Below are 26,413 nucleotides of genomic sequence, written 5' to 3'. Positions count from 1 at the left end.
CTTATCCGAGAATTTCGAGAACGGGGCTTTCCAGCACCTTGCCTGTTGCGACATCGGCGATGCCCCTGTCGGTCTGGTGCGGCCCGGGATTGCAGGCAAGCGTTGCGCCGAAGCAGGCCTTGAACACGAGATAGGGCGGCGTCCAGTCGACAATGCCGTCCATCGCGGCGCGGATGGCCCGAAAGCCGTCGGCCACTTCTTCCATCGGCGCTTCCGAAACCAGGCCGGAAAGCGGCAGCGGCAGCAGGACTTCCACCTTGCCGTTGATCGCCACCGCCATGCCGCCGCCGGCAGAAATCACCGCATTGGCGGCAACGGCCATATCGACTGGATCGGCGCCGAACACGGTCAGGTTATGGCTGTCATGCGCAAGCGTGGTGGCAAAAGCGCCGCGCCATGTGCCCCAGCCGGTGAGGAAACCGACCCGGGTGCGGCAGTCCGCCCGGCCGTGGCGGTGGGTCACGGCAATCAGTGTCGCACCCTCAGGCGGCACCACGAAACCATCGACGACATCGGCATCCGCTGTCCCCCAGCGGGTGAACCGTGGCCGGTCGATCGTGGCAAGGCGCACCTTCGTGCCCTCCGACCGAACCCGGAAATCGTCTGCCTGCAAAGGCTTGAGCTTGACCGAAGCCGTCAGCGGGGCCGGATCGGTCGGTTTGATCTCGACCGAAATCGCTCCGCGGCAGCCAACTTCCGTACCGCTGGCCAGCACATGCCGGGGGCGAAATTCCGTGAGATCCTCGAAGATGGCGATATCGGCACGACGCCCGGCGGCAATCAGGCCGAGATCGGCGCGTCCGATGCGCTGGGCCGCGTTCAGCGTTGCGGCCTGAAGCGCCCATTCCGGCTTCATGCCGTAGCGCACCAGCCTGCGCACCACATCGTCCAGCCCGCCGCCATCGACGAGATCGTCGGGAAACACGTCGTCGGTGCAAAGCGTCAGCGTCTGCGGCAGACGGCCGAGTTCGCCAAGCGCTGCGACGAACTCCGGCAGAAGATGGTCATGGCTGCCGCGCAGCTCCACCGTCAGTCCGGCGCGCAGCTTGGCGATCAGGTCGGCGCCGGAAACAAGCTCGTGGTCGGAGGTGATGCCGGATGCCATGAAGGCATTGAGATCCGCATCGGCAAGCCCGCGGGCATGGCCGCAGACCAGCTTTTCCGCAGCCAGCGCCACTTGGACGATCTCGCTCATGCGCGGGTCGCGATCAATCACGCCGCGCATGTTCATCACTTCGGCCAGACCGGCGATCTTCGGCCAGTAAAGCATTTCCTCGATCGCATCAGCGTCGAAACTGGCGCCCGCCATTTCGAGCCCCGGCGCCGATGGCACGCAGGACGGCGCAAGAACCAGGCACCGCAGCGGCAGCGATTTGACCGCCTCGACCGCCCAGCACACGCCCTCGATACCGTTGACGTTGCCGAATTCGTGCGGATCCCACACGACGGTCGTCACCCCGCGCGGCAGCACGGTTTGTGCGTAGGTGGCGGGCGTTACCATCGAGCTTTCGATATGCATATGCGTATCGATCAGCCCCGGCGACACGAAGGCTCCGCCGGCATCGATCACACGGTCCGCATCGCTGCGGCTTGCCGGCGCGTGGACGCTGGCAATCAGCGGTCCGACAAGGCCGATATCGGCTGCGCGGAGTTCGCCCGTCACCATGTCGACCAGGGTGCCGCCGGTGATCAGGATGTCGAAAGGCGCATCACCGCGGGCAGCGATCACTGCCCGGTCGCGCAAGCCCGCATCGGTAAACCCGTAGATGTCAGTCACGATGGTCTTCATCTCGCCGCTCATCACCACGTTGCCTCCGCCTTGAGGGTTTCAAGGATCGTATCGCGCGCCTTTTCGACGTCTATCTCGGCCGCATAGGATCCGTTGAAACCGCTAACCTTGGCCGCCCGGGTCTCCACCACGGTCCGCCCACGCGTCACGGTACCGGCGGTTTCCATGTCGATGCGCGCCTCGCGCCAGGTGACGTGATCCGGATAGGCGAAGGCGAAAGCGGCAACCGCATCGTAAAGCGCCATCGCCGGCCGGCCGCGGCTGGTGGCGATCTCGACGAAGCCGGCCAGAAGATCGGCCACCAGCGTCGCATTGCGTCCGCCGGCAGCGCGGATCGGCGCCACGTCATCCGGAAAGCACAAAACCCTGCGGCAGATATCGAGATCGACCATCCTGAGCGGGATCTGATGCGCAAGCACGATCGCAACCGCTTCCGGATCGGCATAGGCGTTGAATTCGGCAGATGCGGTGTGATTGCCGGCCGTCAGGCTTCCGCCCATCCAGGTGAGATCGGTGATTTTGGCGGCAAGATCCGGCCGTGCCAGCGCAACGGCTGCGATATTGGTGAGCGGCCCAAGGGCCAGGATCCGGCGCGCGTCGCCGTCGCTCGTTTCCAGCCACCGGCACAGCGCCTCGAAAGCATCGTCGTGAAATGTGTCGGGCATGTCCGGCAGGTGCAGACCGGCGCTCGGCATGCCTTCATCGCCCAGCACGTCCTGCGCCGTCTCAAGCCTGCCCATCACCGGAAAGGCGCGGCCCGCGTGAACCGGGAACGGCCAGACGAAGGCCGCACAGGCACCGGCCGCATTGCCGCGCACCCGTTCAATCGGTGCATTGCCGAACACAAGCGAAACCCCGTCCACGCCGAGGCCGGCATGCGCTGCGACCATGATCGCTGCGATGTCGTCGAAGCCCATATCGGTGTCGATCCAGATGCCCATGGCTATATCTCCTCAGGCAATGCGCGAAAGTTGCGCGGCCTTGTGTACCGGCAGGTCGAAGGACAGGTCCGAGCCGGACACATGCACCGGTTCGGAAGCATCCACCTCAGCCTTGATCGGACCGAGCGCGCTGTCCAGCAAATATTCGCGGGAATGGCCGGCAAACGATGTGCCGCGCACGGTTCCGCGAAACGGACCGGTTCCAAGCGTCACCATGCGCGGACGCCAGGCGAGACCCGCAGCTGAAAGCGCCTCGCTGCCGGGTGCAACCGAGAGCGGAACGCTGCCATTTTCCGTCTTCAGCGCACCGCCTTCGAGCCGGAAGATGTTCTCGAAACCGACGAAATCCGCCACGAAGGAGGAGGTCGGCCGGTTGTAGATATCTTCCGGCGTGCCGATCTGCTCGATCGCGCCGTTCTTCATCACAACGATCCGGTCGGCAAGCGACAGGGCTTCGGCCTGGTCGTGGGTAACGAAGATCATCGTCACGCCAGTCTCGCGCTGGACGCGCTGCAATTCGGTACGCATTTCCAGCCGCAGCCGGGCATCGAGATTGGACAGCGGCTCGTCGAGCAGCAGAACCTTCGGCTCCATCACCATCGAGCGCGCCAGCGCCACGCGCTGCTGCTGGCCGCCGGAAAGCTCGGCCGGCTTGCGGTCGGCAAATTTTGCAAGCCCGACGGAGGCGATGCCGGACTGCACCTTGGCATCCAGTTCCGCACCCTTCATGCCCTTCAGCCGCAACCCGAAGGCAACGTTTTCGTAGACGGAGAGATGCGGGAACAGTGCGTAGGACTGGAACACCAGCCCGACGGCACGCTTGTTCGGCGCCGTGCGCGTCATGTCCTCGCCGTCGAGAATGACCTTGCCGGATTTCACCGGCAACAGCCCGGCGATTGCCCGCATGGTCGTCGTCTTGCCGCAGCCGGAGGGGCCGAGTAGCGCGATGAGTTCGCCACGCCGGACCGACAGGTCGAGATCGGCAACGGCCACGCTGTCGCCATAGGCAAGCGTCAGCTTTTCAAGCGAGAGATAGGATTGATCAGACATAGCGGGAAAATCCGAGAAAGCGTTCAGCAGCAAAAACGATGCCGATGGACAGGAAGGCGAGCAGCGACGAGAGCGCCGCAACCGACGGATCGAAGACGATTTCCATATAGGCCATCATGTCGATCGGCAGCGTGCGCACGCCGGGACCGGACAGGAACAGCGATACGGGCACCTGGTTGAACGAGGTGACGAAGCCGAGGATGAAGGCCGAAAGAATGCCGCCCTTGATGTTGGGCATGACCACCCGGAAGAAGGCACCAAGCCGGGAGGAACCAAGCAACACCGCCGCCTCCTCGATATCCGAGCGCAGGTTGTCGAGGCTCGCCGAAACGACGCGCACCGCATAGGGCAGGATCAGCGCGGTATGGGCGAGAAACAGCGCAAGCGTGATGCCGACGCCGAACGGCACGACCACATAGCGCAGCAGCGAAAGGCCGACGATGATGCCGGGTACGATGATCGGCGCCGAAACGATGGTGCGGATGATTTCTGCCCCCGGCAGCCGGTAGCGCGACAGCGCGTAGGATGCGGGAATGCCAAGCACCAGCGCTGCCGCCGTGCCGCCGATCGCCAGAAAAATCGACATCGCGAACGAGGCGCGGAAACTTTCGACCGTGAAGACCTTGAGGATCCATTGCAGCGAAAAGCCCTGCGGCGGAAAGGCCAGCGTCTCGCCGGCCGAAAACGACGCCGCGACGATGATCAGGAACGGCCCGATAAGAAAGGTCGCGAGCAGAAATAGCGTGGCGGGGACGAACAGGCTGCGAGCGGTCATCGGGCGGCCTTTCTCTGCGTGTTGCGCGCCGTTGCCACCCGCTTCAGGAGAAGGTTGGCGGCAAAGCTCATGACGATCAGGATGCAGGCGATGACGCTTGCGGCGACAAAATTGTTGCTGACGGCAACCTGCTGGTACATCAGCGTTTCCAGCATCAGCACCTTGGAGCCGCCAAGGATGGCCGGCGTGATATAGGCGGTGAGGCAACCGGTGAAGACCAGCGTTCCCCCAATCACGAGACCTTCCTTGGTGAGCGGCAGGATCACCTTCCAGAACACCTGGAACCAGTTGGCGCCGAGCACCCGTGCTGCCGGAACCGCATCCTTCGGCATATTCTCGAGCGCCGAGATCAGCGAGATGATCATCAGCGGCAGGAACAGCTGCAGCAGGCCGATAAAGATCGCCGTTTCGGAAAACAGGATGCGCAGCGGCGCCTCGCTCAGCCCCAGCGCCTGGAAGGCCTGGTTGACGATGCCGGTCCGGCCGAGAATGACGATCCATGCATAGGTGCGCGCCACCGGCGAGATCATCAGCGGCAAAACGACAAGCCCTGTCATCCGTCCCTTTGCGGCGGGCGACAGGCTGACAATGGAAAACGCCGCCGCATAGCCGATCACCGCCGAAACCACCGTCACCAGCGCGCCGAGTTTCAGTGTGCGCAGAAACACCGCCTGATTGAGCGGCGAGGAGAAGAACTCGCCGTAAGCCGCAAACGTCCAGCCGCCATCAAGGCTCCTGAACCCATCGGACAGCAGGATCAGCACGGGCACAATAAACACCGCCGCCGCGAAAATCGCGGCAGGCAGCGCCAGTGCAAACGCCTCGGCCCGGTTTTGAAACATGCTTGGTCTCCGGTGGTATCGTCGAACTGTGTCTCGTCATCATTCCCGCGCGCTTCGCAGGTCGCGCCCTTTCAGCCCGGAACCCGGGCCGAAAGGTTTGCGGCGCCGCAAGGCGCGCGGTTTGCTGAAGCTTACTGCCCGACCTTGTCGTTCCAGGTCTTGATCCAGCCGGCGCGGTTATCGAGAGCGATGGCCGAGGGGATGAACTTGAGGCTTTCGGCGGTTGCCTTGCCGAAGGTGAGATTGCCGGCGATCGCGTCCGACACCTTCACCTCGCTGTTGGCAGGGCTGTCCACCAGCTTCTCGGCAAGCTTGGTCTGGATCTCGGTCGACAGCCAGAAATCCATGAACTGCAGCGCCAGGTCGCGGTTCTTGGAACCCTTGGTGACGACCATGACATTCATGCCGCCCGCCTGGCCTTCCTTAGGCGTCGCCCATGCCATCGGCAGGCCGAGCTTGGTAAACGGCGCCCAGGCGAAACGCCCGGCCGGTGCCGCCCAGATCTCTTCCTGCTTCATCAGCTGCACCAGCTGCGAGGACTTCTCGTAGAAGGTGACGATCTCGTCCTTGTTTTCGCCGATCGTCGCAATCGGGGCTGCAAGGTCAGGCGTATCCTTGCCCAGCGCCTGGCCGAGCATGTAGAGCGTTGGTGCCGCGCCATTGGTGGTGATGTTCGGAAACGCGATATGGCCGACATATTCCGGCTTGAACAGATCCGCCCAGCTTTCAATCTTCATCTTGTCGGAGCGGTAGACGATCGAGTTGGCGTAGAACGTGTAGCCGACGCTCTTGCCGTCCTGGTTCGGATCCTTGGCGATGTCGTACAGCGCGTTGAAGCTCTTGAGCTTGGCCGTGTCGATCGTGTCGGTCAGATCCTTGCGGGACGCGGACAGCGCATCGGCCATCGAGACGACGGCCATGTCGATGACCGGATTGGCCTTGTTGGCCTCCATCTTGGCAACCCGCTCGACGCTGTTGCCCGTCTCGACCACCAGCTTGCAGCCGCAGATCGCTTGGAAAGGATCATAGACGATCTGCTTGTATTCGTCCTGCGCCAGCGCATAGACGGAAATGGTCAGCGTCTTTTCCTGGGCCTGGGCAAGGCCTGTCGTGGCAAGCAAAACTGCGGCGGATGCGGTAATCAGGGTCTTCATGGGTCATTCCCTTCCAAGGCTGGGGATGCGGGTGAAAAATCGGGGCTGGAAACGGATGCGGTGGTCTGGCGGGCAACGAGTGTCATCGGCACGCGATCGGTCTTTGCAACGGCAGTGACGCCGACCGTGATGGTCGCGGCATCAGGCTCGGCCGCATCGTCGCCGATCACACCGACCAGCGCGCCGACGGCAATCTCGGCGATCGCCGCCATATCCTGACGCACGGTGGTAAGGCCGGGCGAAACCACCGACGACCAGACGAGATCGTCGAAACCGGTAACGCTTGCCTGCTGCGGAATGCGGATGCCGGCCTGCTGCAGTTCCGTCAGCGCACGCAGCGCATGCAGATCGCTCGTGGCGGCAAACGCGGTAAAACCGAGCTCGACCTTCTGCTTCAACCCAAGCGAACATCCGGCTCCAGAAAGCGCCTCAAGCTTTTCGATCCAGATCGTCTCGACACGGGCACCCTTCGGCAGCCGCGATTTCATGCCGCCGATGCGGTCGTTCTGAACGTTCGAAAGCGGACTGGCGCCAATCAGCACGAAATTCCGGTGACCGAGCGAGACCAGATGATCGGCAACCACCTGGCCACCCTGCCAATGATCGGAAGAAACCGTGTTGCCTGGAGTCGACGGGCTGTCGATGACGGCGACCGGGCAACCGAGGTCGGCAATGCGGGTACCGAGCCGCGGCACGATGACGATCCCGTCGACCTGGCGCTCGACCAGCCGCTGGATCGCAAGCGTCTGCATCGAACTGTCGCCACGGCTGTCGGCGATCAAAACGCCGTAACCGGCATCGGCTGCAGCATTCTCGATCGCCTGGGCAATCTGCGGGAAAAGCGGATTGGCAATATCGGGAAGCACCAGCCCGATGACGCGGCTGCGCCCCGTGCGAAGCGCCCGCGCCGTCACGCTCGGCACATACCCAAGCTCTTCCGCCTTCGCCCGGATCCTCGCCCCAAGCTCCGGCGAAACCCGCCCCTTGCCCGAAAGCGCATTCGACACGGTCGCCGCCGACACGCCAAGGGCGCTCGCTATCGCACTCATGTTCGAACCGGGGCGGATGGGAGCCATCGAGGCGCTCTGATTAATCGTTTAATCAGAAAAGCAGAAAACGGATGAGGAGTCGAGTCCCGCCGAATGGTTGAAAACTCACACCCTGGGCGGCCAGAGCGAAAATCCGGCACCACAGCATGGGCTTGGGGCACACCCAGCGTGAAGCAGAGGGCTTGGTCTACTAAGGGGTCAATCCGCGGTCGAAGACATGGCTGGGATGTCGCCTGCGGTCATGGCGTGCATCGTTGACCGCCGTCCTGTTCGCTTGAGCCTTGAAACCCGTTGGCAATATCGGCAAGCGTTACCCCGGCAAACCTCTTGCGCAGCAGCTCCTCTGCTTCGTTGAAGACGTCCGTCAAAGTCCCGTTGACCGCCTGTTCGATCGGACATCCCGGCATGTCGTAAGCGGGTCCAACCGCAAAGATCGACGGTTCTCCGACCGCCCGGTAGATATCGAGAAGCGTCAGCTCCTCGAGAGGACGCGCCAGCGTCCAGCCGCCACCATGCCCTTTTACGGAGCTGACATACCCTTCGTCGCGCAGTCCCGCCATGGTTCGCCGGATGACGACAGGGTTGGCGTCGAGCATCTGTGCGATCATCTCGGATGTCATCGCCCCGTCATGTCGCCCCATATGGATCAACACATGCAGCATGCGCGATAGCCGACTGTCCTGCCTCATCCTATGCTCCCTCTCGTGCTTTCCCAACCGACACTAGCACGATCGTTATTCACGATACAATCGAAGTGTCATGAGGCTTGACCCATCTTTTCATGACACTTATGTTGTTGCGAGATAAAGGAGAAAGTCATGAGCGACACGATCTACGACGTCATCATCATCGGAGGCAGCTACGCCGGCCTGTCGGCAGCGCTTCAACTCGGCCGCGCGCGTCGAAAGGTTCTGATGATCGACGAAGGCCTCAGGCGCAATCGGTTTGCATCCCACTCGCATGGCTTCCTCACCCAGGACCGTGTCAATCCCGCTGAAATTGCAGCCGAGGCCCGGTCACAGGTCATGGAGTACCCAACGGTGGATTGGGTCTCGGGTCGCGCAGATACCGTTCAGCACAACGGTGAGAAAGGCTCCGGAGCGGCTCATGTCACCGTTTTGGTGAGAGACACGCGTTACCGTTCACGCCGGCTGATTCTGGCGCTGGGCGTACGCGACATTCTTCCTGACATCGAGGGGCTGAAGGAGCGTTGGGGCAAAAGCGTGTTCCATTGCCCCTACTGCCACGGCTACGAACTCAACCAGGGCAAGATCGGCGTCATCGCCGGCTCAGCGCTCTCGATGCACCATGCGCTGATGCTTCCCGATTGGGGACCGACAACCCTGCTTCTCAACCAGGCATTCGAGCCGGATAGAGATCAGCTTCAATCCCTCGCAGCGCGCGGCGTCGTCATCGAGCGCTCCCCCGTGAAGGCCCTCACCGATCACGCCGATGTACAGCTTGTAGATGGAAGGACCCTGTCTTTCTCCGGCCTGTTCGCGCTTGCTCCCTTCGAGGTCTCCACCTCGATCGCGCAGCAGCTCGGCCTCGACATGGAACAAGGCCCCCTTGGCGCCACCATCAAGACTGATGCGATGAAGGAAACCAGCCTGCCCGGCGTCTTCGCCTGCGGCGACGCCGCGCGGCCGATGGCCTCTGTTGCACTCGCGGTCGGCGATGGAAGCCTGGCGGGTGTGGCTGTTCACCGGTCGTTGCTGTTTGCGACCATCAACGATGAATAGGCTCAAGGAGCGATGGATGGATCATGGTGAAGGGGCGGGACGCACCGTTCCGTCACCCTTCACCACCCCACCACCTCCTGCCCATACCGCGCCACCTCCTCCAGCAGCCACTCCCGAAACGCCACCACCGGCCTAAAATCGCGTTTGCTGATGGGTGCGACCGCGTAATAGGCGCTGGGGCTCGTAACTTCATGCGGGAAGGCTTCGACGAGCTGGCCGCTCGCCAGTTCGGAATCGATCAGGAACAGCGGCATCAGCGCCACGCCCAGCCCCGCAATCGCCGCCTGCGCAACGCTTGAGAACTGTTCAAAGCGCATTGCCTGGGAGGGTGCCGTGTCGATGCCAAGGCTTGCGAACCAGTGGCTCCAGGCGCCGGGGCGCGATGCCATGTGCAGAAGCGGCAGCCGCAGCAGGTCTTCGCCCGCGCGGATCGGGTGGCTGGCCAGAAACTCCGGCGAGCAGACGGGCGCCACCATTTCGCTCATCAGATAGGTGCACTCGGCCCCCGGCCAGTCGGGCGTGCCCACATGGATCGCCATGTCGATGCCTTCGCGGTCGAAATCGAACACGCCGATGCGGGTCGCGAAATTCAGCGTCACCTGCGGATGCCGGGCGACGAATTGCGGAATGCGCGGCATCAGCCAGCGGGTGCCGAAGGTCGGCAATATCGCAAGGTTCAGCTGGTCGCCATGTCGTTTGCTCATGGCGGCAAGCGAGGCCGAGCGGATCTGAGAGAGCGCCACGCTGATCGATTTGGCATAGTCCGCCCCGGTCTCGGTCAGCACCACGCCGCGGCTGGTGCGCTCGAACAGCGACATGCCCAGCTGCTCCTCGAGCCCGGAAACCTGCCGGCTGATAGCCCCTTGGGTCAAGGACAGCTCTTCGGCAGCCGCCGAAAAACTGCCGAGCCTGGCAACGGAATCGAAGGCGGCAAGCGCCGAGGTGGACGGCAGAAGCTTTCGCGACAGGGTGAGCATGCCCTATGACTATAGATCATGACGGCTTGAGTAAACGGGTCTTGCCCTTGCGCGCCCCACGGCGATAATCGCCATCAACAGAATTGCTGAAATCCGGAGGCCCGAGAAGCATGGCGTTTAACTGGAACGATCCCTTTCTCATCGAAGACCAACTGAGCGACGAAGAGCGGATGATCCGCGATGCGGCCGCAAGCTTTGCCAAGGCCGAACTCGCGCCCCGCATCAACGATGCCTATCTCGACGAGACCACCGACAAGGACCTGTTCAAGCTGATGGGCCAGACCGGCCTTCTCGGCGTGACGCTGCCCGAGGAATATGGCGCAGCCAACGCCTCCTACGTCGCCTACGGCCTCGTCGCCCGCGAGATCGAGCGCATCGACTCTGGCTATCGCTCGATGATGAGCGTCCAGTCCTCGCTGGTGATCTATCCGATCTTCACCTACGGCTCCGATGAGCAGAAACAGAAGTATCTGCCCGGCCTCGTCTCCGGTGATCTGATCGGCTGTTTCGGCCTGACCGAACCGGACGCCGGCTCCGACCCCGGCGGCATGAAGACCCGCGCCGAAAAAATCGAGGGTGGTTATCGCCTGCGCGGCGCAAAAACCTGGATCTCCAACGCACCGATCGCCGACGTCTTCGTCGTCTGGGCGAAATCGGAAGCCCATAACAACGAGATCCGCGGCTTTGTGCTCGAAAAGGGCATGAAGGGTCTTTCGGCCCCGAAGATCGGCGGCAAGCTTTCTCTGCGCGCCTCGATCACAGGCGAAATCGTCATGGACGGCGTCGAGGTGACCGAAGATGCCATCCTGCCCAACGTGTCGGGCCTGAAAGGTCCGTTCGGTTGCCTCAACCGCGCCCGCTACGGCATTTCCTGGGGCGTGATGGGCGCTGCCGAAGACTGCTGGTTCCGCGCCCGCCAGTATGGGCTGGATCGCAAGCAGTTCGGCAAGCCGCTCGCCGGCACCCAGCTCTACCAGAAGAAGCTTGCCGACATGCAGACCGAAATCACGCTCGGGCTACAGGCATCGCTTCGCGTCGGCCAGCTGATGGACCAGCACAAGATGGCCCCGGAAATGATCTCCATCGTCAAGCGCAACAATTGCGGCAAGGCACTCGACATCGCCCGCCAAGCCCGCGACATGCACGGCGGCAACGGCATCCAGATCGAATACCACGTCATGCGCCACGCCCAGAACCTCGAAACGGTCAACACGTATGAAGGCACGCATGACGTCCATGCGCTGATTTTAGGCCGTGCGCAGACGGGGATTCAGGCGTTTTTCTGAGGCGGGATTTGGTGAAACCGCAGCATGCCCGGCCCGCTTTTGCGTGCCGGGCTTTTTTGCGCGAGGTCGGGATGGTTGGTTTGGGGGGAAGGGACATCGAGATTGATGTTTTCGACTTGCCGCTACCTATCCCTAGGTTGAAGTTACAGGTCTTGGCTCCTCAGAGAAGGTCGCGAGAAGGCGACAAAATTTGCTAGCGCCCCCCACTGGAATTGTCACATCATGTGTGTCGAGGGAGAGCAACCATGACCGATGTAACACCCAGATCAATGGATGCCATTTTCGAAGATTTGCGGTCACTCGCACAGGCCGACGGAGCACTCCACGACATCTCCGAAATAATTTATCGCGACTGGGTGGTGAATGTCGACCTGAAAGAGGGCAAAGTTACGGACGCGCCCTCGGACAGGTGGTCCTCGGACAAGCTCAACACCAACGAACTGCTACTCTTGTTAGGGTTGCTCGTTCAGGCGCCCGACAACCGCACCTACGCCAATATCAAAGTCAAATCAGGATTTTCTTCAGAGGCGGATCGCTTGCTGCGTGAGTTGCACGACAGGATTAACGCTGACGCGGCATCGGTGTTTGATCCAGAATCTCGAAAGTTCCTTGAGAAGCCAGAGTCTTTAGGCATGTTTGCGCGGGAGGCTATCTATTATGGTGCAGCAAGCTTCTACATCCATCAGTTCGCAAAGTTTGCACGGCATCGATACAGAGCCGACGGTACATGGCTATTGCAGAAGGCGGGTATCTCAATCCGGCCGATGATTGAGATAGCGACATTTATAGTCGGGCAGATAACGGCTCAAATGGATGCCACCGGTCGCGCGCGCAGGGCGGGCGAAGCGCCTGATAACGGCGACCTTACTAACAGCTTGCTCATCTCAAAAGCTGTTTTGAGCAAGAAATTTGGTTCGAAGGGCAAGGATTTCATCGCCAAGTTTGCAACGCCTGTCATAGGTTCGAACGTAGGTTTCAGTACACCGTTTTCAATCAACAGCACCTTTATCGCGCCATTAATCGACTTTGGTGAATACCTCTATGTGCCCAGCCAATATCGGCTGATGGAGTCCATCTATGAGAGTCCTTTCTACTGGATGGTTGGGGACAAGGATTATTGTGACGAGGCGGCGGCAAACCGCGGGCTCTTTCTTGAGGAAACGGCGGCGCATGTCATGCGTAAGGTTTTTGGAGACGAAAACGTCTTCTTAAATGCTCGTTTTCCCGAGGCCGCAAATAACAAGGGCGAAGAAGTCGACGTTCTCGTCCGGTATGGTGAATTTGTCTTGGTGGTTCAGGCGAAATCCAAGCGGATTACTCTCAAAGCGCGCGCGGGCGATCCAGAAGCGCTTAAGACGGATTTCAAGGGAGCTATCAAGGATCCCTATGAGCAGGCATTGGCGAGTGGCGAACTGATCAAGGCAGGCATCAAATGTGTGGATGCTGACGGAATGACCATCCGCCTCCCCAAGTTCCCTCGGGTATTTCCGATCGTGCTGCTAAGCGATATGTTCCCCGCCGCCACAAACCTGTCGCGTTCCATGCTCGAACGAAAAAAAGGCGATCCAGCCCCAGTCATTTGGGATATGGGGTTTTTTGATTGTGCATCGCGCATGCTGCCGTCGCCTATCGAGATGCTCTTCTATTTGAAGGCCCGCGGCGACGTTTTTGACCGCATCATATCGGATAGCGAGCATAACTTCCTTGGCTATCATATACGGGCAAAACTGGCGCTACTGCCTGAGGCGGATTTCATGGTGATAGACCGCGACTTCGCAACGGTTGTGGACGACTACATGATCTCCGCCGATATGGGCGTCGAGCCAAAGCGGCCCAAGGGCGTATTGGAAACGATAGAAATCCCGATAATCAGGGAGCTTCTTTCGGATTTGAGGACCGCTCCTCCCGAAATCGCAGCAGTTGTGATCGAGCTTTATGAGTTTTCGGGTGCGGCTCTTAAAGAGGTTGGCAGTAACATTGCAATGCTTCGGGACGAGGTCGCAAAGACAAGGAAAGCGCTCAAGGCATTTTCCCTCCCAACTGAAAGCGGCGGGCTTACATATGCAGTTACCTTGGACGCTTCGGAACGAAGCCACGCCGCGGCGGCAGCTATCGGCAGAAAGCACAAGTACGAAACCAAAAGCGACCGCTGGTATGTCATTGTTGATAGCATTAGCACCGAAGGGCCTATCGACGGCCTTCTGCCGTTAGCTTGGCCGTGGGTTGAAGACGCGGACGAGGCCGATAAGGCGGCTCAGGTGTCAAAGATGTTTCGATCACGGCAGGAGGAAATTTTGATTGGAGAAACCAAGACAGAGAACTAGGCTCTTCACCCATCCCAAACACCCCATACCCCCTCACCACCCACGCCGCTTTTCGTCATTGGCCATCTCCCACCCTTCGGTGTATCACAAGTCCCTGCCGCCGCTCGGGCGTGGCGATGCATGAAGGCGCGCGCGAAGAATGCACGGAACGGAAAAACCGGAAACCGATAACCCGCACAGCGAACCCGAAGCGGCGTTCGATGTCGGCGATCGGCTCCGGCTGGTGCGCCAGGCGCACGGGCTGTCGCAGCGGGCCCTGGCGGTGAAGGCCGGTGTTACCCATTCGCTGGTGTCGCTGATTGAAAAGAACAAGGTCAGCCCCTCGGTCGCATCGCTGAAGAAGATCCTGGAAGCGATCAACTATCCGATGACCGATTTCTTCGCGCTGACGCTGCCGCCCGTCGACCAGATCTTTTACCGCGCCGACGAACTGACGCCCTTGTCGACAGGCGCGCTGACGCTGTTGCAGGTGGGTGATGCCAAATATCACAGCGTGCAGGTGTTTCACGAATTCTACGAGCCGGGCGCCGATACCGGCGAAACCATGCTTTCCCACGAGGCGGAGGAAGGCGGCGTCGTTGTTGCCGGCGAACTGGAAGTCACCGTCGGCACCCAGACCCGTATCCTGAAGCGCGGCGATGCCTATCTGTTCGACAGCCGCCTGCCGCATCGCTACCGAAATGTCGGACCTGTGCGCTGCGAGGTGGTCAGCGCCGTCACGCCTCCCTATCTATAGAGCACGCGGGGGCACGGCAGCTGATAACGCTGCCCGGTTTAATCGATATAAGTATGACTTATTCGATGCCCGCCGTTGATTGTCTCCCGTCTTTGTCTTAACTCAGGCACCGGAACATTTGACACCTCTGCCGGCGGCCGGACGAACCTCCTCGGCCCCTGCCCTTGCGCGAATTTCACGAACGAAAGTGGACCCTATGCAGACCTATCCCGACGTAAAGCTCTTCATCAACGGCGAATGGCGCGATGCGATCGCCGGCGAGACAATCGAAGTCACCGATCCCGCGACCGACGAAGTGATCGGCAAAATTGCCCATGCCCGTAAGGCGGATCTCGATCTCGCGCTCGAAGCGGCCGACAAGGGTTTCAAGATCTGGCGCGACACCGCGCCCTTCGATCGTTCCAAGATGATGCGCAAGGCAGCCGACCTGCTGCGTGAGCGCGCCGATAGCATCGCCTTTATGATGACCCGCGAACAGGGCAAGCCGCTTGCCCAGTCGAAGATGGAAATCATGGGCGCCGCCGATACGATCGACTGGTTTGCCGAAGAAGCCCGCCGCACCTACGGCCAGATCATTCCGGCCCGTTTCTCCGGCGTCAACCAGATGACGATCAAGCTGCCGGTCGGCCCGGTCGCAGCCTTTACGCCGTGGAACTTCCCGATCAACCAGATCGTCCGCAAGCTGTCTGCAGCGGTTGCCACCGGCTGCTCGATCATCGTCAAGGCACCTGAGGAAACTCCGGCATCGCCGGCCGAACTGATCCGCGCCTTTGCAGATGCCGGCGTACCTGCAGGCGTCATCGGCCTGGTCTACGGCATTCCGTCGGAAGTTTCAGAATATCTCATTCCGCACCCGGTCATCCGCAAGATCTCGTTCACCGGCTCGACGCCAATCGGCAAGCATCTCGCGAGCCTCGCCGGCAAGCACATGAAGCGCGCCACGATGGAACTCGGCGGCCACGCACCGGTCCTGATCTTCAATGACGCCGATCTCGACAAGGCGATCGAAGTGACCGCTATGTCCAAGTTCCGCAATGCCGGCCAGGTCTGCGTCGCGCCCACCCGCTTCCTTATCCAGGATGGCGTCGCCGACAAGTTCCTCGAAGGTTTCGTCAAGGCTGCAGAAGCCCTCAAGGTTGGTAACGGCATGGACGCCGGCACCACGATGGGCCCGCTTGCCAACGAACGCCGCATCCCGGCCATGGAAGCGCTGATCCAGGACGCAGTCTCGTCCGGCGCCGAACTGAAGACCGGCGGCAAGCGCATCGGCAACAAGGGCAACTTCTTCGAACCGACGGTTCTTGCCAACGTGCCGACCTCAGCCAAGATCATGAACGACGAGCCCTTCGGCCCGATCGCCATCGTCAACCGCTTCTCGACCTATGAAGAAGCCATCACCGAGGCAAACCGCCTGCCGTTCGGCCTCGCTTCCTACGCCTTCACCGGCTCGGTCAAGACCGCCCACGCACTCGGCCGTGAAGTCGAAGCCGGCATGCTGACCATCAACCACAACGGCCTCGCGCTGCCCGAAGTCCCCTTCGGCGGCGTCAAGGATTCCGGCTACGGCACCGAAGGCGGCTCCGAAGCCGTCGCGGCCTATCTGGAAACGAAGTATGTCAGCCAGATGAACTGATCGGCTGATTGGTGAAATGCGGAACGGCCGGAGTGAAAGCTCCGGCCGTTTTTTTTGTTTTGGGCGATGGTGTCGGTTCAGGCAGGCATGTTGGGCTGAGGGGTTTTAAGCCCGGGCGTCGTCGCTGGCAGTCTCGTCCTGATACTGCTGCATAGTCTCCATGGCCTTCTCGAGCATTCCGCGCGTGACCTCGTCATGGCGCGACATCGCCCCCTCGATACCGGCGCGAACCTTTTCCGTGAAATCAACGCGTTCGCCATCATCGGAAGCCTGCAACGCGCCGGCAGTACCCCCACCCACCGGAATTTTCATCGTCATCGCCATAAAGGGCAGGCCTTCATCAAGCGACATATTCCCGCTGCGGATCTGTTCATTGCTCCACTCCTGCATTTCCTGGCGGGTCATACTGGCAAAGTCAGTCTGTTCGGCGTCCTCTGCATCCGACGTGGACGCATCTGCCGTGTTCAGCGCGGCCGAAAACGAGGCCGAGGTGTCGTCGGAAGCCGCAGATGTCTGCGTGCTCTGGCTCGCGTAGCGGCGACTTGTTGCTGTGTCGATTTTCATTGTAGCAATACCTTAAGTATAGAAATGGTACTGCACTATCGAATGCGAAGCTTGCGCCAAGCATTTCGGCATATCGGACTTCAATGAATACGTAAATTCACAAATTTCCGAACATTTTATAATATTAATAAAATAATTAGAAGATATTTGCTTTGCGCTTGGATCAACACGCCGCGTTCGCTTCGACGGCAACCGGCATATTGGCATGCCGACCATCGACCGCAACGGCTTGCCGAAGTCCCCCTCGGCGCCGTCAAGGTATCCCGGCTGCGGTTCCGAAGGCGTCGCGGCGTAGAAGGGAACGAGATATGTTTTGTATGGTGCCGATGGCTTAAACTGGGGCAGGCATGGTGGGATGAGGAGTTTGCAGCACAAACCTCCATTGCGCCGGTTGCTCATCTAGATGAAAATGGACTGTCGAACAGATACCGCTTGGTAAGGATCAATAGGAAACGCTGTGATACTTTCTGAACGTCCCTTTTTCTCACGAGCACTTTTCCTCGCGACTTGCTTGGCCACTCTTACGGTTGCTGTCGAATCTGGACGCAGCGGACAGCCCGCAGGTTCTCTCGTCGAGGGAATGGCTTTAGCCGCAGCATCAGGGGAAAGCCTCGGGGTTTTGATCTTGGGTATCGATGCCGACAAGGCCTTTGCGCTCAAGTCGCTATCGAGTTCGACCATCGATGGCGCGTTAGATAAGTTCAGGCTCGGCGAAGGCGGTTTCGTCGGTGCAAACCTTTCGAAACAACTATCAATCAAGCCGGGTGACTTCATAACGCTTGTCCATCCGACTGGCGACAGCACTCCGTTTGGGCCAATGCCACTCGTTGTGCGCTATCGTGTTCTCGGAGTGGTCGACAGCCCGCTCATGTCTGCGGCAGCCGAGACCGTCTATATTCGCACAACGGATGCAAAGAAATTCGTGATGACAGACGCTACGGCGACCCCTTAGACTTGCCGCAATCCGCCGTACCCGCGCCGGCGACCCAAACGCCCCGCCGCTCAACACCCAAGCCGCCCCCACCTACCCCGCCGCGGCCCCACCATACCCCGGCGGCCCCACCGGCGAGGTCGCCCGCAAATTCCTGATATCGCGGGCGGGTGGCGATCCGAACATTCTTGCGTATTCCCGGGTGAACTGGGACAGGCTTTCATAGCCGACGGCAAGTGCGACGGCTGCCACATCGCCCGGCCGTGCAAACAGCATGCCGCGCGCCTCGTATAGCCGGATCCGCTTTTGATACTGGATCGGCGACAGGCCGGTGCTCGTCTTGAAGCGCCGCTGAAAGGCGGATGGGCTCATGTTTGAAGCGGAAGCAAGCTCATCCACATGGAAGGTGGTGGCATAGTCCTTGCGCAGCCGGACCAGCGCGTTCCTGATCTGCGCGAACCGATCGTCGATGCTGGCGACTTGCCGCAGCACGGCGCCTTGCGGGCCGCGCAGCAGTCGGAATAGGATTTCCCGTTCCAGCAGGGGTGCCATCACCGCAATCTCGTCCAGCTGCTCCATCAGGTTTAGCATCCTGAACCAGGCGTCGATCAGTCTGTCGCTTGCGTGACTGACGCAAAAACTGGGCGTGTCGGCCGACACAGCCGGGCCAGGATCGTCCAGCAGCAAATCGGCGATCATCGCGCGATCGAAGGTGAGCCTGACCGCGAGATAGGGGCCCTTCACACTCGCATGAACGATCTCGCCGATGACGGGCAGCGCCACGGAGGCGATGAATGTCTGCCCGGCCGTGTAATTCATCACCTCGCTCCCGATCAGCAGGCGCTTTTCTCCCTGCAGGATCAGGCTAACCAGAGGCTGATAGATTTCGGGAAACAGCTCGGTCGGTTCGGTCACCTTGAGGATTTCGACGCGGGGAATGCCCGTGGTCGTGAGCACGCCTGCAGCGCGTTCTTCCACAAACTCCTTCAACATCCTGATGGCATCGCTCATGAGCAGAGATGTGGCACGGCTTTCCGTCCAGAGCAACGCATAAGCAGGAATGTGCAAGTTTCAGACCGGATCGGACACGCGACGGGATTGCCTCCGGTCTACGGATACTGACCAGCGCCGCCTTGTCGCGATGCTGCGCGGCACACCATTTTATGAAGGAAAATGCAGATGGAAATCAGAGACGCAGTTGTGATTGTCACCGGCGCTTCCTCGGGTATCGGCGAAGCAACGGCGCGCGCTGCGGCCTTGTCCGGCGCGCGGGTCGTTTTGCTGGCCCGCAGGAAAGATCGCATCGAAGCGCTGGCACGGGAGATTGGCAATGAGGCGCTCGCGGTGGTGTGTGATGTCACGCACCCTGAGCAGGTTGAACACGCCGTCCAGGCCGCCGCTCAGAAATACGGTCGCATCGATGTTCTGGTCAACAACGCCGGACAGGGCCTGCATGCCACGATCGAAGACATCGGCATTGATGATTTCAAAGATGTGCTCGATCTCAACTGCGTCGCGCCGCTGGTCATGATGCAGGCGGTCATTCCCCATATGCGCAGGCAAGGTGCCGGCAGCATCGTCAATGTCAGCTCGGGCGCAACGCTTGCCACCTATCCGGGCTCGGCCGCCTATACCAGTTCCAAGGCAGCGCTGAACATGCTTTCAAGTGTCGCGCGCCTGGAGCTTGCCGATGCTGGTATTGCCGTCTCGATCATGCATCCGTTCATCACCGCGACCGAGTTTTATGGCGCTGTCAGGTCTGGGCTGGAATCGGCAAAGACACAGGAGATCCAAACCGCATCCTTCGCACATCCGCCCGAACGCGTGGCAGACATGATCCTTGAGCTTGTGCGGAGCGGCAATGCGCAAGCCGACCTCGTCCCGAAGGACTATGGCGGCAGCTTTGAGGGCTAGGGGATGTAACCTGCCCGCCAGGTATCCCAATAAGCAAACGGGGGACGAAACCTCGCCCCCCGCTATCAACTACTTGCGCTTGTCGAACCCACCCTTGGGGGCCGGCTTCTTGAATGGCTTGTCGCCGCCAGCCTTGTTGAACGGCTTGTCGCCCGGCTTCTTTGCGAAGCTGGACTTCGGCTTTTCGCCCCAGACTTCGTCATCGACGCGGCGATCGGCATTGGCGCCGGCGGGCTTGGCTTTCCAGTCCTTGCGCGGCGCATCGCCGTAAGGCTTGGCACCGGCCGGCTTGTCCTTGTTGAAAGGCTTGTCGCCGTAGGGCTTGTCTTTGTTGAACGGCTTGTCGCTGCGCGGGCCATCCTTGCTGAACGGCTTGTTGTCCTTGTAGGGCTTGTCGAGACGCGGGCCTTCGCGCTTGACGAAGCCTTCGTCATCGCCGCGCGAGAACTTGCTGAAATCCGGAACGCCGTCGAGACGCGTCACGCGCACGCCGCGTTCCATCATCCCGTCCTTGCCGAGCTTGGCCATGAACTTGTCGGCATGGGCGGCGGCAATTTCCACGAAAGTCTCGTCGGCCTGCATCTTGATCGCGCCGATCTCGTGCTTGGTGAGATCACCGGCGCGGCAGATGGTGGGGATCAGCCAGCGCGGTTCGGCGCGCTGCTTGCGACCGACCGACAGCGAGAACCATACGGCTGCGCCGAAATCGCCACGCGGCGTCAGCGGCCGCGGTGCGGAATCGTTGCCGCCTTCGCGGGGCTTGCGGGTCTCCAGCGACACTTCGGTAATATCTTCCGGCGCCGAATTCTTGCCGCGATAGAGGCTGACGAAGGCGGAGGCCAGCTTCGTCGCGTCAAAACGCGCCACCAGCTTGTCGATCAGGCCCTGTTCTTCCTCGTCCTTGGCGATCTCTTCAAAGATCGGATCGGCAAACAGACGTTCCTCGTCGCGCGCGGTCACCTCTTCGGCCGATGGCGGGCGGGCCCAGGTGGGCTCGACCTGCGCGCCGGCGAGAAGACGCTCGGCCTTGCGGCGCTGGCTGACCGGAACGATCAGGGCGCTGACGCCCTTGCGCCCCGCACGGCCGGTGCGGCCCGAACGGTGCAGCAGCGTTTCCGAATTGGTCGGCAGGTCCGCATGGATGACGAGTTCGAGACCCGGCAGATCGATGCCGCGGGCAGCGACGTCGGTTGCAATGCAGACGCGAGCGCGGCCATCACGCATGGCCTGCAGCGCATGGGTGCGCTCGGTCTGCGTCAGCTCGCCCGACAGCGCCACGACGGAGAAATTGCGATTGGCAAGACGGGCGTGCAGATGGTTGACGGCAGCACGCGTCGAGCAGAACACGATGGCGTTTGGCGCCTCATAAAAACGCAACGCATTGACGATCGCATGCTCGCGGTCCGACGGGGTCACGACCAGCGCGCGATATTCGATATCCACATGCTGCTTCTGTTCAGATGCGGTGGCAATGCGCACGGCATTGCGCTGGTAGCTCTTAGCAAGCTTGGCAATGGCCGACGGAACGGTTGCCGAGAACATCAGCGTGCGGCGTTCGGCAGGGGCTGCCTCGAGAATGTATTCGAGATCTTCGCGGAAACCGAGATCGAGCATCTCGTCGGCTTCGTCGAGCACGGCCACGCGGATTTCCGTCATGTCGAGCGCGTTGCGGCGGATATGGTCGCAGATACGGCCAGGCGTGCCGACGACGATATGGGCGCCGCGTTCCAGCGAACGACGCTCGGCGCGGATATCCATGCCGCCGACGCAGGAGGTGATCACGGCGTCCGCTTCGGCATAGAGCCAGTCGAGCTCGCGCTTCACCTGCATGGCAAGCTCGCGTGTCGGCGCAATGACGAGTGCGAGAGGTGCCGCAGCCCGGCCGAATTTCTCGCCATCGTCGAGCAACGTGCGCGCCATGGCCATGCCGAAGGCAACCGTCTTGCCGGAGCCGGTCTGGGCGGAAACGAGCGCATCGGCGGTTTCAAGCGCGGGATCAAGCATGGCCAGCTGGACGGGGGTTAGCGTCTCATAGCCGCGCTTTTGCAAAGCCTTCGCGATCGCCGGGGCGGCGCCGTTGATATCGGTCATCAAATCTGTCTTTCGGATATGTCGGGCTCAAAGGCCCCATGGCTGCAACGATCGCAGCCGAACGTTTGCGCCGTCCCTATAGGCTTCGGCGCGAAAAGTCAAAGGATGGGTGGCCGCGGTGTCGCGTTTGGTCGCGAGTAGATCTGTCCCTCACCCCGACCGATGTCAGGACGCGGAGCTGAGTTCGGCCCGAATGAGAGAGGAATGCCCTATCGTTTTATGCCCCACCACGACCACTCCTGCGCCGCGCAGCCGCTATGCCGCTGGCCGAAGGAAGAGTGATCGTCGTGCGCTATCATTCCGCATTCTCCCGGCCGCTGTTGGCGCAACGCAGAATTTTTCTGTCAGTCCTTTTTCATTGGCAGTTCATGCGCTCTAGCAATAATCTCTCGACGAAATACGCGGCAAAGCAAGCCCGCCGGTTGTCATAGGAGTTACTATTGCAGAGCCTTAAGAATGGACGGTGGCTCAATCAGCCCGCAAATTCAGAAGCTTCGGATCTCGCACTCTCTGTCACGACCGACGCCAGCACGGATTTCTGGCGAGAGACCCATTATGGCTTTGTCCGCGACAACGGCCACTTCTACGCATTCAAGGCCGACGGCGATTTCACCGCCCAGGTTCGCGTCCAGGCGCATTTTGAGCATCTTTACGACCAGGCTGGCCTCATGGTCAGGCTTGACGAAAGACGCTGGGTCAAGACAGGGATCGAGTTCTCGGACGGCTATGGCTTGCTCGGCAGTGTGCTGACGAATGAAGCCTCCGACTGGGCCACAGGACGATACGACGGCGACCCATCAGATTTTTGGATAAGAGTGACCGTCCAGAGCGGCGTTCTCAGAATACAGGCGTCAGGCGATGGAAAAACTTGGCCACTCGTCCGCCTTTGCCCATTCCCAAAAGCGGATCATTATTTCGTTGGCCCGATGTGCTGTACTCCCGAAAGAGCCGGCCTGGAGGTGAGATTCAGTGAGTGGCAGATCGGTCAGGCGTTGGGCAAAGACCTCCACGACCTCTCATAGCCGCCAGAGCGCTTAAATTTCCGTGCCGAGAGCAACATACTGATCGAGATGCCTGAGCCATTTGCGCTCGATGGCCGCCTCGATGTCGATTTCGTTCGCCCGAAGATACAAAACGAACTGCCCGAACAAGTCGGCCGCTTCGTTTTCCAGGGCTTCGCGGGTACCGCCTGAACCATAGGCATTTGGCTTCGCCCGACCGGTGATCAGGAGATGCTCAGCTGTCAGTTCACCAAGTTCCTCGGTCAGCTTCAAAAGATACCAGTCGGCGCTCCGTTCAATGGCATGCACCCTGGCATAGAGGTCGCCGACTTGACCAATCCGGTCACTCAGCTCCTTGAATGTCGCACTCATTCTGTCCTCGGCAATCGTAGAAAGACGCAGTTTGCCGACGCTACCACCGATTTGCGACAGGAGCGCTGCGATGACGGCAAATGGCGGATTAGAGAAGTCGCCAATCTCAACGTTTGAAAACTGACGCTTCACGTTCACTGACGACGGTCATGCGTCCGGCAGATGATGATGCCTCGCGATCATCCGCAATGCCCGCGTCTTGCGATGCCGACGTCTGACCTCCCTCATTCCTGTGCTCCTCACAGGAACCTAGCAGGGTCGCGTCTGCGGCGCAAAAGGGTCTTTCCACTCGCGTGTCTGGATTCCTGTGACGAGCACAGGAATGAGGGGTGTAGGTGGGGCGTCCCCCTAAACCGCAAACACCTTCGCCCGCCGCAGCGTCACAAACCCGCCCTCACCGGCTGAAACCTGGCGTTCCGGTTCCACGTCGAATTCCAGCTGTTCGCCGGTTCCCGTTACCGCCAGCACGCGTCGGCTGTCGGGGCGGTCGAGGACGCGGGAGATCGTTGCGGCAATGCCGGGTGCCTGCGCCGACCAGTCGAGATCTGCGGGGCGGGCGTAGAGTTCGGCCTTGCCGTCTGGTATCCCCAGTGCATCCACCGAAAGGCCGCCGGCATGGGCGCGGCCGTCGCGGACCTGGGCTGAGAGCACGTTGGCATCGCCCAGAAATTTCATCACGAAGGCCGATTGCGGATCGCGGCAGACTTGCTGCGGCGTGCCCTGCTGCACGATCTGACCGTCCTTCAGGATCACCACCCGGTCGGCGAGATCGAGCGCCTCTTCCTGGTCATGGGTGACGAAGATCGTGGTGATGCCGAGTTCCGAATGGATCTCGCGCAGCCAGCGGCGGAGATCGTGCCGGACGTTGGCATCGAGCGCGCCGAACGGTTCGTCGAGCAGCAGCACCTTCGGATCGACCGACAGCGCCCGTGCGAGCGCCACGCGCTGCCGCTGGCCGCCGGAAATCTGCGCCGGGAACCGGTCGCCGAGACCGTCCAGCCGCACCAGCCGCAACAGGTCGGTGACGCGGGCATCGATCGCCGCCTTGTCGCGCTTCACCTTGGAAACCTTCATGCCGAAGGCGATGTTCTGCGCCACCGTCATATGCGGGAAGAGCGCATAATGCTGGAACACGAAGCCGACGCCGCGGGCGCGCACCGGGATGTCGGTGGCATCCTGATCGCCGAAATAGATGGCGCCGCCATCGGCATATTCGAGCCCGGCCACCATGCGCAGAATGGTCGTCTTGCCGGAGCCGGAGGGCCCGAGCAGCGCCACCAGTTCGCCGCTTTCGATATCGAGCGACACGCCCTTCACGGCACGGAAGGTGTCGAAGGTTTTGACGACGTTTTCGAGACGGATCTTCATGCTGTTTTCTCTGCCGGAATGGCGGTTTTGCGGACGCGGCCCGCACCCTGGCGCTCGAGCGCGACCTTGGCGATGATGGTAAGGACGGCGATCAACGCCAGAATGGAGGCCGACGCGAAGGCACCCGCCGCCTGATAGTCGTGATAGAGCAGCTCGATATGCAAAGGCAGCGTATTGGTCTGGCCGCGAATATTGCCCGATACGACCGAGACGGCGCCGAATTCGCCCATCACGCGCGCATTGCAGAGAATGACGCCGTAGAGCAGCGCCCATTTGACGTTTGGCAGCGTCACCGAAAAGAAGGTGCGGAAGCCGGATGCGCCAAGCGAGGTCGAGGCCTCCTCGAGATCGCGCCCCTGCGCCTGCATCAGCGGAATGAGTTCGCGGGCAACGAAGGGTGCGGTCACGAACATCGAGGCGATGATGATGCCGGGCACCGCAAACAGGATCTTGATCCCGTAGGCATCGAGAACAGGCCCGAACAGGCCCTGCAGCCCATAGACGAACAGATAGGCGACGCCGGCAACGATGGGCGAGACGGAAAACGGGATCTCGATCACCACTAGCAGAAAGCGGCGTCCCCAGAAATCGAACTTGGTGATCGCCCAGGCGGCGGCGATGCCGAAGGCGGTGTTGACGGGAACGGCGATCAGCGCCGCTACCACGGTCAGCATGATCGCGTGTCGGGTATCCGGATGAAGGATCGTGTCGCGATAGACCGCCCAGCCCTTCGAAAAGGCCTCGACACCGATGATGATCAGCGGCGCGACGATGACGAAGCCGACGAGAACCAGCACGATGCCGATCAGCGTGCGGCGAAACACCTTGTTATCGCCGACGCGCGGCGGTTTGCGATGAGAGGAAACGGCACTCATGGTCTTATCCCTTCACCGTGTAACGCAGCGCCCGCGACTGCAGCCAGTTGGTAACGGCCAGCATCGTGAACGCGGCGAGCAGCAGCACGGAGGCAATCGCCGCCGCCGCCTGGTAATCGTATTCCTCAAGCCGGATGAAGATCAGCAGTGCTGTGATTTCCGTCGACATCGGCTGGTTGCCGGCGATGAAGATGATCGCCCCGAATTCGCCAAGGCTGCGGGCAAACGACAGGGAAAGGCCGGCCAGCAGTGCCGGTGTCAGTAGCGGCAGGATGACCTTGGTAAAAATCGTCCAGTCGGAACCGCCGAGCGATTGCGCCGCTTCTTCGAGCGCCGGATCAAGATCCTCCAGCACCGGCTGCACCGTGCGCACGATAAACGGCAGCGAAGTGAAACACATGGCGATCATGATGCCGAGCGGCGTATAGGCGACCTTGATGCCGTAACCTTCCAGCACCGAACCGAACCAGCCATTGTTGGCAAACAGCGCCGTTAGCGCAATGCCGGCAACCGCCGTTGGCAGCGCAAACGGCAGATCGACCATCGCATCGATGATGCGGCGGCCGGGAAACCGGTAGCGGGTAATGACCCAGGCAAGTGACAGCCCGAAAAACAGGTTGAACACGGTGGCACCAAGCGCCGACAGCACGGTCACCCGGTAACTGGCAAGCGCCCGCGACGAGGAGACGATCCGCCAATAGTCTTCAGGCCCCAGGCTCGCGGCCTTGATGACAAGCGCCGCCAGCGGCAGCACGACGATCAGGCCGACATAAAACAGGGTCACGCCCAGCGATAGCGGCAAGCCAGGCAGGACATTGCGTCGTCTCAAATGATCAGTTCCTCGTTTTCAACTGCAACAAAGTCTTCAACAGCAAGAACCGGCGGACGAATATCCACCGGTCTGGTTTCGCAGTTCTTTAGCGTCCCCCATTCTTGTGGCGGCCACAGGACCCGACGCGTGCCGGGTTGAAGGGTTTTTTCAGCCTAAGGACTTAGGCT

At 60.9% G+C, this 26,413-nt stretch carries 24 protein-coding genes; 8 read left to right on the top strand and 16 right to left on the bottom strand.

Features of this window, described 5'->3' with window-relative positions:
• Window position 1: 1 nt before the first annotated feature.
• The 8 genes from IFT59_RS02030 to IFT59_RS01995 all read right to left on the bottom strand — a co-directional run bounded on the left by IFT59_RS02030 (window position 2) and on the right by IFT59_RS01995 (window position 8,289).
• Window positions 2-1,801, bottom strand: coding sequence for an adenine deaminase (locus IFT59_RS02030; RefSeq protein WP_192085945.1), 1,800 nt, complete (start codon window positions 1,799-1,801; stop codon window positions 2-4).
• Window positions 1,801-2,730 carry a nucleoside hydrolase gene (locus IFT59_RS02025; protein WP_192085943.1) on the bottom strand — a complete coding sequence of 310 codons (930 nt, stop codon included), beginning with the start codon at window positions 2,728-2,730 and terminating at the stop codon, window positions 1,801-1,803. Before IFT59_RS02025 ends, IFT59_RS02030 begins: the two co-directional genes overlap by 1 nt.
• 12 nt (window positions 2,731-2,742) lie before the next feature.
• Entirely contained in the window at window positions 2,743-3,780 is a 1,038-nt protein-coding gene (locus tag IFT59_RS02020; protein ID WP_192085941.1) for an ABC transporter ATP-binding protein, read from the bottom strand.
• Window positions 3,773-4,555: an ABC transporter permease gene (locus IFT59_RS02015; protein ID WP_192085939.1), complete on the bottom strand. Its 783-nt coding sequence runs from the start codon at window positions 4,553-4,555 to the stop codon at window positions 3,773-3,775. Before IFT59_RS02015 ends, IFT59_RS02020 begins: the two co-directional genes overlap by 8 nt.
• On the bottom strand, window positions 4,552-5,397 hold the full coding sequence (locus IFT59_RS02010; RefSeq protein ID WP_174196871.1) for an ABC transporter permease: 846 nt from the start codon (window positions 5,395-5,397) through the stop codon (window positions 4,552-4,554). The genes IFT59_RS02015 and IFT59_RS02010 overlap by 4 nt, the downstream gene beginning before the upstream one ends.
• A gap of 131 nt (window positions 5,398-5,528) precedes the next feature.
• Window positions 5,529-6,551 carry an ABC transporter substrate-binding protein gene (locus tag IFT59_RS02005; RefSeq protein WP_192085937.1) on the bottom strand — a complete coding sequence of 341 codons (1,023 nt, stop codon included), beginning with the start codon at window positions 6,549-6,551 and terminating at the stop codon, window positions 5,529-5,531.
• The gene (locus tag IFT59_RS02000; RefSeq protein WP_192085935.1) at window positions 6,548-7,627 is read right to left on the bottom strand and encodes a LacI family DNA-binding transcriptional regulator; all 1,080 of its coding nucleotides are present in this window, start codon (window positions 7,625-7,627) and stop codon (window positions 6,548-6,550) included. Before IFT59_RS02000 ends, IFT59_RS02005 begins: the two co-directional genes overlap by 4 nt.
• A gap of 212 nt (window positions 7,628-7,839) precedes the next feature.
• Entirely contained in the window at window positions 7,840-8,289 is a 450-nt protein-coding gene (locus IFT59_RS01995; protein WP_062581994.1) for an Rrf2 family transcriptional regulator, read from the bottom strand.
• A 129-nt stretch (window positions 8,290-8,418) separates the two neighbouring features.
• On the opposite strand from IFT59_RS01995, the gene IFT59_RS01990 reads away from it, so the two are divergent.
• On the top strand, window positions 8,419-9,342 hold the full coding sequence (locus tag IFT59_RS01990; RefSeq protein ID WP_192085933.1) for an NAD(P)/FAD-dependent oxidoreductase: 924 nt from the start codon (window positions 8,419-8,421) through the stop codon (window positions 9,340-9,342).
• Between the two features lie 59 nt (window positions 9,343-9,401).
• Here the strand turns inward: IFT59_RS01990 and IFT59_RS01985 are convergent, their stop codons facing one another.
• Complete coding sequence (locus IFT59_RS01985) at window positions 9,402-10,319, bottom strand: LysR family transcriptional regulator (protein WP_192085931.1); 918 nt, start codon at window positions 10,317-10,319, stop codon at window positions 9,402-9,404.
• Window positions 10,320-10,429: 110 nt separating this feature from the next.
• Between IFT59_RS01985 and IFT59_RS01980 the strand changes: the two genes are divergently transcribed.
• The 4 genes from IFT59_RS01980 to IFT59_RS01965 all read left to right on the top strand — a co-directional run bounded on the left by IFT59_RS01980 (window position 10,430) and on the right by IFT59_RS01965 (window position 16,298).
• Entirely contained in the window at window positions 10,430-11,605 is a 1,176-nt protein-coding gene (locus IFT59_RS01980; protein WP_062461376.1) for an acyl-CoA dehydrogenase, read from the top strand.
• A gap of 245 nt (window positions 11,606-11,850) precedes the next feature.
• Complete coding sequence (locus IFT59_RS01975; protein WP_192085929.1) at window positions 11,851-13,929, top strand: hypothetical protein; 2,079 nt, start codon at window positions 11,851-11,853, stop codon at window positions 13,927-13,929.
• A 139-nt stretch (window positions 13,930-14,068) separates the two neighbouring features.
• On the top strand, window positions 14,069-14,665 hold the full coding sequence (locus IFT59_RS01970; RefSeq protein ID WP_192085927.1) for a cupin domain-containing protein: 597 nt from the start codon (window positions 14,069-14,071) through the stop codon (window positions 14,663-14,665).
• Window positions 14,666-14,861: 196 nt separating this feature from the next.
• Window positions 14,862-16,298, top strand: coding sequence for an NAD-dependent succinate-semialdehyde dehydrogenase (locus IFT59_RS01965; protein ID WP_192077721.1), 1,437 nt, complete (start codon window positions 14,862-14,864; stop codon window positions 16,296-16,298).
• Between the two features lie 105 nt (window positions 16,299-16,403).
• On the opposite strand, the gene IFT59_RS01960 is transcribed toward IFT59_RS01965, so the two are convergent.
• Complete coding sequence (locus IFT59_RS01960; protein ID WP_192085925.1) at window positions 16,404-16,862, bottom strand: hypothetical protein; 459 nt, start codon at window positions 16,860-16,862, stop codon at window positions 16,404-16,406.
• Window positions 16,863-17,319: 457 nt separating this feature from the next.
• On the opposite strand from IFT59_RS01960, the gene IFT59_RS01955 reads away from it, so the two are divergent.
• Window positions 17,320-17,814, top strand: a complete 495-nt coding sequence (locus IFT59_RS01955) for a hypothetical protein (protein WP_192085923.1) — start codon at window positions 17,320-17,322, stop codon at window positions 17,812-17,814.
• 72 nt (window positions 17,815-17,886) lie between these two features.
• Here IFT59_RS01955 and IFT59_RS01950 read toward each other — a convergent pair whose 3' ends face one another.
• On the bottom strand, window positions 17,887-18,786 hold the full coding sequence (locus tag IFT59_RS01950; protein WP_249407458.1) for an AraC family transcriptional regulator: 900 nt from the start codon (window positions 18,784-18,786) through the stop codon (window positions 17,887-17,889).
• 186 nt (window positions 18,787-18,972) lie between these two features.
• Between IFT59_RS01950 and IFT59_RS01945 the strand changes: the two genes are divergently transcribed.
• On the top strand, window positions 18,973-19,707 hold the full coding sequence (locus IFT59_RS01945) for an SDR family oxidoreductase (protein WP_192085920.1): 735 nt from the start codon (window positions 18,973-18,975) through the stop codon (window positions 19,705-19,707).
• Between the two features lie 69 nt (window positions 19,708-19,776).
• On the opposite strand, the gene IFT59_RS01940 is transcribed toward IFT59_RS01945, so the two are convergent.
• Window positions 19,777-21,798 carry a DEAD/DEAH box helicase gene (locus IFT59_RS01940; protein WP_192085919.1) on the bottom strand — a complete coding sequence of 674 codons (2,022 nt, stop codon included), beginning with the start codon at window positions 21,796-21,798 and terminating at the stop codon, window positions 19,777-19,779.
• A gap of 440 nt (window positions 21,799-22,238) precedes the next feature.
• Between IFT59_RS01940 and IFT59_RS01935 the strand changes: the two genes are divergently transcribed.
• A complete protein-coding gene (locus IFT59_RS01935; RefSeq protein ID WP_192085917.1) occupies window positions 22,239-22,820 on the top strand; it encodes a DUF1349 domain-containing protein in 582 nt (193 codons plus the stop codon).
• A 12-nt stretch (window positions 22,821-22,832) separates the two neighbouring features.
• On the opposite strand, the gene IFT59_RS23040 is transcribed toward IFT59_RS01935, so the two are convergent.
• The 4 genes from IFT59_RS23040 to cysT form a co-directional block, all read right to left on the bottom strand.
• Window positions 22,833-23,309 (bottom strand): hypothetical protein, encoded by a 477-nt coding sequence (locus IFT59_RS23040; protein ID WP_249407456.1) that lies wholly within the window; start codon window positions 23,307-23,309, stop codon window positions 22,833-22,835.
• 210 nt (window positions 23,310-23,519) lie between these two features.
• Window positions 23,520-24,539 (bottom strand): sulfate/molybdate ABC transporter ATP-binding protein, encoded by a 1,020-nt coding sequence (locus IFT59_RS01925; protein ID WP_192085915.1) that lies wholly within the window; start codon window positions 24,537-24,539, stop codon window positions 23,520-23,522.
• Entirely contained in the window at window positions 24,536-25,414 is an 879-nt protein-coding gene (gene cysW, locus IFT59_RS01920) for a sulfate ABC transporter permease subunit CysW (protein WP_192085913.1), read from the bottom strand. The genes IFT59_RS01925 and cysW overlap by 4 nt, the downstream gene beginning before the upstream one ends.
• Before the next feature lie 4 nt (window positions 25,415-25,418).
• Window positions 25,419-26,243, bottom strand: coding sequence for a sulfate ABC transporter permease subunit CysT (gene cysT / locus IFT59_RS01915; RefSeq protein WP_062581975.1), 825 nt, complete (start codon window positions 26,241-26,243; stop codon window positions 25,419-25,421).
• Between the last annotated feature and the right edge of the window lie 170 nt (window positions 26,244-26,413).

This window comes from Rhizobium sp. CFBP 8752 (assembly GCF_014842035.1).
Taxonomy (GTDB): domain Bacteria; phylum Pseudomonadota; class Alphaproteobacteria; order Rhizobiales; family Rhizobiaceae; genus Neorhizobium; species Neorhizobium soli.
Note: the sequence above shows the minus strand (reverse complement) of the source record. Positions and strands in the feature narration are given on the sequence as shown.

Excerpts from the sequence above, each read along its gene's own strand:
- IFT59_RS02030 (WP_192085945.1), bottom strand. The coding sequence starts at position 1,801 with ATGAGCGGCGAGATGAAGACCATCGTGACTGACATCTACGGGTTTACC.
- IFT59_RS02025 (WP_192085943.1), bottom strand. The coding sequence starts at position 2,730 with ATGGGCATCTGGATCGACACCGATATGGGCTTCGACGACATCGCAGCG.
- IFT59_RS02020 (WP_192085941.1), bottom strand. The coding sequence starts at position 3,780 with ATGTCTGATCAATCCTATCTCTCGCTTGAAAAGCTGACGCTTGCCTAT.
- IFT59_RS02015 (WP_192085939.1), bottom strand. The coding sequence starts at position 4,555 with ATGACCGCTCGCAGCCTGTTCGTCCCCGCCACGCTATTTCTGCTCGCG.
- IFT59_RS02010 (WP_174196871.1), bottom strand. The coding sequence starts at position 5,397 with ATGTTTCAAAACCGGGCCGAGGCGTTTGCACTGGCGCTGCCTGCCGCG.
- IFT59_RS02005 (WP_192085937.1), bottom strand. The coding sequence starts at position 6,551 with ATGAAGACCCTGATTACCGCATCCGCCGCAGTTTTGCTTGCCACGACA.
- IFT59_RS02000 (WP_192085935.1), bottom strand. The coding sequence starts at position 7,627 with ATGGCTCCCATCCGCCCCGGTTCGAACATGAGTGCGATAGCGAGCGCC.
- IFT59_RS01995 (WP_062581994.1), bottom strand. The coding sequence starts at position 8,289 with ATGAGGCAGGACAGTCGGCTATCGCGCATGCTGCATGTGTTGATCCAT.
- IFT59_RS01990 (WP_192085933.1), top strand. The coding sequence starts at position 8,419 with ATGAGCGACACGATCTACGACGTCATCATCATCGGAGGCAGCTACGCC.
- IFT59_RS01985 (WP_192085931.1), bottom strand. The coding sequence starts at position 10,319 with ATGCTCACCCTGTCGCGAAAGCTTCTGCCGTCCACCTCGGCGCTTGCC.
- IFT59_RS01980 (WP_062461376.1), top strand. The coding sequence starts at position 10,430 with ATGGCGTTTAACTGGAACGATCCCTTTCTCATCGAAGACCAACTGAGC.
- IFT59_RS01975 (WP_192085929.1), top strand. The coding sequence starts at position 11,851 with ATGACCGATGTAACACCCAGATCAATGGATGCCATTTTCGAAGATTTG.
- IFT59_RS01970 (WP_192085927.1), top strand. The coding sequence starts at position 14,069 with ATGCACGGAACGGAAAAACCGGAAACCGATAACCCGCACAGCGAACCC.
- IFT59_RS01965 (WP_192077721.1), top strand. The coding sequence starts at position 14,862 with ATGCAGACCTATCCCGACGTAAAGCTCTTCATCAACGGCGAATGGCGC.
- IFT59_RS01960 (WP_192085925.1), bottom strand. The coding sequence starts at position 16,862 with ATGAAAATCGACACAGCAACAAGTCGCCGCTACGCGAGCCAGAGCACG.
- IFT59_RS01950 (WP_249407458.1), bottom strand. The coding sequence starts at position 18,786 with ATGTTGAAGGAGTTTGTGGAAGAACGCGCTGCAGGCGTGCTCACGACC.
- IFT59_RS01945 (WP_192085920.1), top strand. The coding sequence starts at position 18,973 with ATGGAAATCAGAGACGCAGTTGTGATTGTCACCGGCGCTTCCTCGGGT.
- IFT59_RS01940 (WP_192085919.1), bottom strand. The coding sequence starts at position 21,798 with ATGACCGATATCAACGGCGCCGCCCCGGCGATCGCGAAGGCTTTGCAA.
- IFT59_RS01925 (WP_192085915.1), bottom strand. The coding sequence starts at position 24,539 with ATGAAGATCCGTCTCGAAAACGTCGTCAAAACCTTCGACACCTTCCGT.
- cysW (WP_192085913.1), bottom strand. The coding sequence starts at position 25,414 with ATGAGTGCCGTTTCCTCTCATCGCAAACCGCCGCGCGTCGGCGATAAC.